Here is a 6,842-nt window from a genome sequence, read left to right on the forward strand (position 1 = left end):
CGGCCCGCCGGCCGCATTCGCCCGACCGGGGGAGGCCCCACGCGGGCCGACGTGCCTCGTGCCGTCCTGCGAAAGCACTGGCCAACGCCATTGTTTGGCTAATCCTTGACGGCAGTAGGAACTGTGCCTACTGTTTCCGGCACCAGGCGAACCGCCTTCGCGCTCGCGGGCACCGCACGCCCTCCCAGAACTTCGTTCGGAAGCGAGATTCAACGTGGAATCCCAGTCATCCGGCACGTCCCCGACACCTTCATCCGCCCCCGAGGGGCGCGACACGCTGACCGGCTGGACGCTCGCCGCGGCCTGTGTGGCCGTGTGCGTCGCGCAGATCGCGCTCGCGATGCCGGCCACCCTCAACGGCCTGTTCCAGGCCGACCTGCATCCGGTCGGCACCCAGCTGACCTGGATCTCGGACGCCTTCTTCCTGCCGACCGCGGTCCTCGAGCTCACCTTCGGCGTGCTCGGCGACCTGTACGGGCGTCGCAGGCTGCTGCTGATCGGCGGGGCGCTCATCGTGATCGGCGCCCTCGTCTCGGCCACGGCCGGTGCCGTGCACCAGCTGTGGGCCGGGCAGGCGCTGACCGGGCTCGGCGCCGCGGCGCTGTTCCCGACCACCCTCGCCGCGATCGCCGCGGGGACCCGGCGCGACGGGAGCCGGGCCCGCGGGATCGCCTTCTGGTCCGGGGCGCTCGCGGTCGGCGCCGTGGCCGCGCCGCTCCTCGGCGGGCTCGCCGGAACGTACGGTACCTGGCAGGACGCGTTCACCGTCCTCGCCGTCCTCGGCGCACTCAGTACCCTGCTGTCGCTCAAGGCGACGAACTCCAGCTCCCCGGAGGGCCGGTCCCTGGACTGGGGCGGCCAGATCACCCTCGCCGTAGGGCTGTTCGCGCTGCTCTACGCGGTGATCGACGGCGGCAACGTGGGATGGAGCGCGCCGGCGGTGGTCGGCGGTTTCATCGCCGCGGCGGTGTTCCTCGGGCTCTTCCTGCTCGCCGAGCAGCGGGCGCGCGCCCCCATGCTGCGCCTGGATCTGTTCCGCAATCCGGCCTTCAGCGGAGCCGCGGCCGTCGCGCTGATCGGCATGTTCGCCTACCTCGGCACCGCCTACTCCATCAGCATCCGGATGAGCGCCGTGCAGGGGCAGAGCGCGCTGCGCACCGCCGTGCCGTTCGTGCTGCTCAACGGCGCGACCCCGCTGCTCGGCCCGGTGATGGTGCGCGCTCTGCAGCGCGTCGACCCGCGGCTGCTGCTCGGCGGCTCGCTCGCGCTGATGGCGATCGGCGACTTCTGGCTGGCCGCGCTGCCCATCTCCGACACCACCATCCCCTCCCTGTTCGGCCCGTTCATCCTCGTCGGCATCGGCTTCGCGGGTACTCTCAACGCGATCACCGCCGCCGCCGTGAACACCGTGCCGACGCACCTGACCGGCATGGCCAGCGGCGCGACCAGCATGATGCGCGACTTCGGCCAGACGCTCGGCCCGGCCATCATCGGCTCCATCGCCCTCGGCCACGCCGCGACCTCCTTCACCGCCCGCCTCGCCTCGGCCGGGCTGAGCCCAGTGCAACTCGGCGCCGTCTCCGCCGTGAACAAGGCCGGCGGCACGCTCGCCGTGGTCGCCGTCGGCGGTGCCGAGCCCAAGTCCCCGGTCGCGGGCGGCGTCCCCAGCGCGGTGGCCGCCCTCGGGCAGGGCTACAGCATCGGCTTCGCCGTGTGCGGTGTCGGCGCGCTGCTCGCCGCGGCTGTCGCGGTCCTGCTCGTGCGCGGACTCGGCAGCCGGGAGACGGTGTCCGCGGTGGAGACGGCGACCGTCACCGCTTAGTCGCCGACCGCCGCTCTTCCCCGTACCCGCGAACAGATCTCAGCCTTGAAACGGACAAACATCATGCTCCATGGCAAGAGTCGAGTTCTCACCTCAGCAGTATTCGCCGCGGCGCTGACCTGCACCGGCTTGACCGACGTGGCCGGCGCCCAGGCGGACTCGTCGACCGACGGCGCGACGACCAGCTACGGCGGCACACTCGCCGACAGCGCGCAGTGGATCGCGCAGGTGCCGGCGAACTTCAACGGCACCGTCATCTTGTACAGCCACGGCTTCGGCCCCCTCACCGCTCAGGACGCCCCCTCGACCGGAAGCGCCGCCGCGCTGCTCGCCCAGGGATACGCCCTCGTCGGCTCGTCCTATGACGTCGACGGCTCGTGGTGGGCCCTCGACACCGCCGTGTCCGACCAATTCAACTCCCTGAGCGCCTTCCTCAAGGCGAGCGGACTGCACCCGCGCCACACCATCGCCGCGGGTACGTCCATGGGCGGCCTGATCAACTCCCTGATCGACCAGGAATCCGACGGCCGCGTGCAGGGCGCCGTCAGCTTCTGCGGACTGGTCGCAGGGGGCGTCGACCTGAACAACTTCCAGCTCAACGCCGAGTACGCGATGACGCGGCTGCTGCCCGGAGCCTCCACTGTGCAGATCCGCGACTTCGCCTCGATGGCGGCCGGCAGCGCGTCCGGCGCCGAGCTGACCAGTGCCGTCACCGCGGCGCAGTCGACGGCCTCCGGACGTGCGCGGATCGCCGTCGCCGCGGCCCTGCTCAACGAGGCGGACTGGGCCACCGGCACCTCCGCGCCCGCCTCCAGCGACTACGCGGGCCAGGAGCTCCAAGAAGAGGAGATACTCACCAGCGGCCAACTCTCGTTCATCGAGTCCGGCCGGTACATGATCTCCGAGGCCGAAGGCGGCGACAGCGGCTCGAACATCGGCGTGGACTACGGCGCCCTGATCCGCGAATCGCCGTACTATGCGCAGATCAAGACCCTGTACAAGCAGGCCGGCCTCAACCTCGACGCCGACATCGCGAACCTAGACCGGCACGAGACCTACGCGCCGGAAGGAGACTCGCTCGCCCGCACCCAGGCCACGTCCGTCAACACCGGCCACCTCCAGGTGCCCGAGCTCGACGTGCACACGGTCTCGGACCAGCTCGCCCCCGTCCAGTTCGAGGGCACCTACGCACAGCGCGTCGCGGTCGCCGGCGACTCGAACCTGCTGCGTCAGGTCTACGTCGACGCCATCGGCCACTGCGACTTCACCGACGCCGACATCGTCGCGGCCATCGACTCGATGAGCACGGTCGTCGACGAGCACCACTGGACCGCCGAAGCCAGCACCGACGGCCTCAACCAGGCGGCGAACGCACTCGGCTCGTCGCTCGGGGGCGGAGACTTCACGCGCTACCGGCCGACGACGCTGGACGTGCAGAACAGCCTCGACCTTTCCCGCTAGGAAGGCCGTCGGCCATCCCCTGGGTACGAGCCGTTTCCGTCGACAGCACCGCGGCCGCCGGAGTCGTCCATGCGACTCAGGCGGCCGCGGTGCACCATAATCGACTGATCCCCTTCCGCGGCCCCACGATCACGGAGGCTTCCCGTGCCCATAGACCCGTTCATCGCCGGCAAGCTGCATCTGCTGGACGGAGCCACCTGGGAGTCCGCTCACGACGACCCGGTTGTCATGGAACGGGTCGCCGAGTTCAACGCCGATCCGGGCGAACCCGATACGCCGGACGTCGGGGTCGAGGAGCGTACGATCCCCGGTCCGCACGGCGACATCCCGATCCGCGTGTACAACCCGCTCGGCGAGGCCCGCCGCGCGCTCATGTGGCTGCACGGCGGTGGATTCGTGGCCGGAGACCTCGAGATGCCCGAATCGCACCTGGTGGCGACGGAGCTCGCCGCGCGCGCCGACGCCCTCGTGGTCTCCGTCGGATATCGCCTCGCCGTCGACGGCGTTCGGTACCCGGTCCCCATCGACGACGTGCACGCCGCATGGCACTGGCTCACCGAAGGCGACGGGAGCGCCTACCTCCCCTCCGGCGCCGTGGCGCTCGGTGGCGGCAGCGCGGGTGCGGCTCTCGCGCTGTCCACTGCGATCCGCCTGCGCGACCGTGGCGAGCGGTGTCCGGATGCGCTGCTGCTGGCGTATCCCTTCGTGCACTTCCCGAATCCGGCCCTCGACGACGAGACGGCGGCCGAGATGCGCTCACTGCCCGCGATGCTCCGGATCACCAGCGCCGGCGTCGCGCAGATGGTGCGCAACTACGTCGGCCGCATCACCGACCTGCCGCACGACGCACTGCCGGGAGCGGCGCGTCTCGCGGGGCTGCCGCCGACAGCCGTCATGCTCTCCGAATACGACGACCTGCGACCGTCCGGCGAACTGCTCGCCGCACAGCTCGAGGAGTCCGAGGTCGCGGTGACCACGTACCTCGCGGCCGGCATGCTGCACGGTCATCTGAACCGCACTTCCGCGCTGAAGGAGGTCGACCGCTCCCTCGACTTCTTCGCGGGGCAGCTCAGCTGCCGTTGAGGTGGTCGACGATCAGCCAGCCCTCGTGGGTCGTCTCCGAGGCCGGCCAGGGTACGGTGGCGCGGGCCTTGCCGTTCGCGCCGTTCGCGCGTCCGCCCTGGGCGACCGCGTCGGGGACTTTGGGAACGACGAGCAATTCCATTCCCGGCCCGATCCCGACTTCGACGAGCGGGCGATTGTCGATGGCGAGTCCGTGCTCGGCGGCCCAGTTGCTCCCCATGTCGGCGAAGGCTTTCAGCGTGATCCGGTCCACGACGACCCATTCCGCGCCATAGGTGTGCGGGGCGAAGTAGTAGGCGAGCGCACCCCAGAGCCAGTCGAGGAACTCTGATACCGTCGTCGTATTGTCGATCACGACTTCGGTGTGGCCGAGTGCCTCGGCCACGACGCTGAAATCTATCTTGAGCGCCTGATTCTGGAGATCGGCCTGCACGATGGCCACCGCGTTGCGAACGACTTCGTTGATGGCCCTCGCGGGCACTTCGACTTCGAGCGCCGACGGCAGGACCGACTCCAGGGTCTGCCGGACCACCGACCTGATCAGCTTCAGGTTGTTGGGCGCCGCCCGGTGCATACCCTGGACGAAATCCGGGGTCGGGACGGGCTCCGGGACGTCGCCGGGAGCATACAGCAGTTCGGGCTTCCGCCACAGGGCGGTGAAGAAGACCCCGAAAACGATGAGCGGGAAAATCACGGCGAACGACGCGAGCAGACCCTGGCTCCATCCGCGCGCCTGCGTGGTCGCGATCCCGACCGTCGCCTCTGAGAGCCCGACGAACAGCGCGATGATCCAGAGCGGATCGAATAGGCGCGGTGTCGTGCGGCCCGATTCCTGTGGTTGCTCCTCGGCCATGCGACAAGAATGCCAGTGCACGAAGGCGGTCCGCCATACGTTGCGGAAAAGAGCTCGCGGATATGCCTGCTTTGTGTGCGTCGGTGCCGGAACCGGGTTAGTGGTGGAGACCGGGGATAACGGTATGGAGAGGCTTCGAGGCCTTACAAAGCGGCCCAGGCGTGATCGAACCGCGATTTATACCCGCCGGAGTCTCCACTCGACTCCGGCGGGCCCGGTCAGCGGCGGCGCGGGGTCAGGCGCGCACCGAGATCGGCGTCAGCGGGCCGTTCGGCGCCGGGTTGGGCAGCACCACGTCGAAGCCGCACTCGCCCGTCGCGTTGCCCGACACCCGGTTCGGCGCGCCCGGCGTGTCGCCGAACTGGACGGCGGGGGAGTTGCCGTAGCAGTTCAGGTTCCCGCGGACGACGTTCGAGTCGACCTCGTTGGCGTCCGGGTCGCCGAACTTGTTGTCCGAGTCGCGGACGTTGCCGCCCACGTGGTCGCGCAGCGCGCCGAACCAGCAGGTGCGCAAGCCGGACACGGCGAGGTTGCCGGAGATCCAGTTGTCCTCGTAGTCGCTGAACACCGGGGAGCCGATCACGGAGAAGACGCCGGACGTCGGCACCTGGCAGGTCATCGCGGCCTCGCCGCCGCCACCGCCCTCCTGGCCGACGTTCCCGCCGATCTTGGAGGCGTGCACGATCATCGCCAGGGCCTCCGAGCCGGTGAGGTTGCCGTACACGCGGTTCTGGCCGGTGAGGGTGCCCCCGGTCCCCGCGTTCGGGTCGTCCGAGCACGGCGAGTGCTCAGCCTCGCAGCCCATCGCGAGCGTGGCGCCCTCGAGCACCTTCACGTTCCCGTACACCGTCAGGCTCGACCTGCCGTGGTGGGTCACGTCGTTCAGCGCGAACGTGGCGTTGAGCGCGGAGCCGGGCGCGAGGGTGAGGTTCCCCTTGACGACGGCGGCGCCGCCGTTCACCTGGCAGTACCCGTCGATCTCGACGTTGCCCCAGTACGTGCCGGCCAGCAGGCCGGGAGAGGCGAACGTGCCCGAACACTCGTGCGAGGGCATCGAGTGCGCGCTCGCGGGCGCGGCTCCGAGCGCGACGCCGGACAGCGCCAGCGCGGACGCCGCGATGAATGCCGATACCTTCATGCAAGTCCTTTCATAGTCGGATCCTGCTACCAAGGATCCCCGGACCGCGGCCGCCGCCCCGGGAGCCGAACGGGTGGTGTCGCACCCGGCCGGGGTGGCGAATGCGGGGCGTTGCGCGATCACCTCGGAATCTTCAAGACTGTGCCAAATCCGTGGGGCACGCCCGGTTCACGGCAACCGGAGCAGCGGGGCGCGCCGTCTGTAGGTGACGCGGGGGTGTCGGGAAAATGAGGGAGCAGGATGACCATGGGCGGACAGCACGGCGGGCCCGAGGACTCGGCGGCTGACGATCCTCGTTCCCGGAGCCAGGGCGCTCGCCGCGGCTACGGCTCGGCCGGCTCTCCCGACCCGGCCGCTCCCGCCGACCCCGCCGGAACCTCAGGCTCCCGCCCGGCCGCGCCCCGGGGGTACGGCGCGCCGACCGGGCGCGCGCACGGCCCGGCCGCGCCGGCCCCGGCCTTCCCTGGCCTGGCCTCCCCCTCCCC

Annotated in this window: 5 protein-coding genes and 1 pseudogene; 4 read left to right on the top strand and 2 right to left on the bottom strand. The window is 70.4% G+C overall.

All coding sequences use genetic code 11. The features are described from left to right. The first annotated feature begins 214 nt into the window (after positions 1 to 214). The 3 genes from KDK95_RS11895 to KDK95_RS11905 all read left to right on the top strand — a co-directional run bounded on the left by KDK95_RS11895 (position 215) and on the right by KDK95_RS11905 (position 4,366). Positions 215 to 1,822, top strand: coding sequence for an MFS transporter (locus tag KDK95_RS11895; protein WP_212518156.1), 1,608 nt, complete (start codon positions 215 to 217; stop codon positions 1,820 to 1,822). Positions 1,823 to 1,885: 63 nt separating this feature from the next. Beyond that, positions 1,886 to 3,283, top strand: a complete 1,398-nt coding sequence (locus KDK95_RS11900) for an alpha/beta hydrolase (protein ID WP_212518157.1) — start codon at positions 1,886 to 1,888, stop codon at positions 3,281 to 3,283. 144 nt (positions 3,284 to 3,427) lie between these two features. After that, positions 3,428 to 4,366: an alpha/beta hydrolase fold domain-containing protein gene (locus tag KDK95_RS11905; RefSeq protein WP_212518158.1), complete on the top strand. Its 939-nt coding sequence runs from the start codon at positions 3,428 to 3,430 to the stop codon at positions 4,364 to 4,366. Here the strand turns inward: KDK95_RS11905 and KDK95_RS11910 are convergent. Both KDK95_RS11910 and KDK95_RS11915 read right to left on the bottom strand, forming a co-directional pair. After that, entirely contained in the window at positions 4,353 to 5,219 is an 867-nt protein-coding gene (locus KDK95_RS11910) for a hypothetical protein (protein ID WP_212518159.1), read from the bottom strand. The two genes, KDK95_RS11905 and KDK95_RS11910, sit on opposite strands and share 14 nt — an antisense overlap. A gap of 235 nt (positions 5,220 to 5,454) precedes the next feature. Continuing rightward, a complete protein-coding gene (locus KDK95_RS11915; protein ID WP_212518160.1) occupies positions 5,455 to 6,357 on the bottom strand; it encodes a hypothetical protein in 903 nt (300 codons plus the stop codon). 240 nt (positions 6,358 to 6,597) lie between these two features. Between KDK95_RS11915 and KDK95_RS11920 the strand changes: the two are divergent. Beyond that, positions 6,598 to 6,842, top strand: a pseudogene (locus KDK95_RS11920) (amidophosphoribosyltransferase); the annotation flags it as partial.

The organism is Actinospica acidithermotolerans (genome assembly GCF_018139625.1).
GTDB classification, from domain to species: Bacteria; Actinomycetota; Actinomycetes; order Streptomycetales; family Catenulisporaceae; genus Actinospica; species Actinospica acidithermotolerans.